The organism is Streptomyces sp. AC627_RSS907, from assembly GCF_019049165.1.
Genome location: NZ_JAGMUE010001579.1, coordinates 1 through 543 on the forward strand (window position 1 = coordinate 1; position 543 = coordinate 543).

At 68.0% G+C, this 543-nt stretch carries 1 pseudogene; it reads left to right on the plus strand.

From position 1 onward, the window contains the following. Window positions 1–543, plus strand: a pseudogene (locus tag KUM32_RS43100) (DNA-directed RNA polymerase subunit beta); the annotation flags it as partial.

The window sequence follows — 543 nt, forward strand, 5'->3', positions numbered from 1 at the left end:
TGCCGTGGGAGGGCCACAACTACGAGGACGCGATCATCCTCAGCCAGCGGCTGGTCCAGGACGACGTCCTCTCCTCGATCCACATCGAGGAGCACGAGGTCGACGCGCGGGACACCAAGCTCGGCCCCGAGGAGATCACCCGGGATATCCCGAACGTCTCCGAGGAGGTCCTGGCCGACCTCGACGAGCGCGGCATCATCCGCATCGGTGCCGAGGTCGTCGCGGGCGACATCCTCGTCGGCAAGGTCACGCCCAAGGGTGAGACCGAGCTGACCCCCGAGGAGCGGCTGCTGCGCGCGATCTTCGGCGAGAAGGCCCGTGAGGTCCGTGACACCTCGCTCAAGGTGCCGCACGGCGAGATCGGCAAGGTCATCGGCGTCCGCGTCTTCGACCGCGAGGAGGGCGACGAGCTGCCGCCCGGCGTGAACCAGCTCGTCCGCGTCTACGTGGCGCAGAAGCGCAAGATCACCGACGGTGACAAGCTCGCCGGCCGCCACGGCAACAAGGGCGTCATCTCCAAGATCCTGCCGGTCGAGGACATGC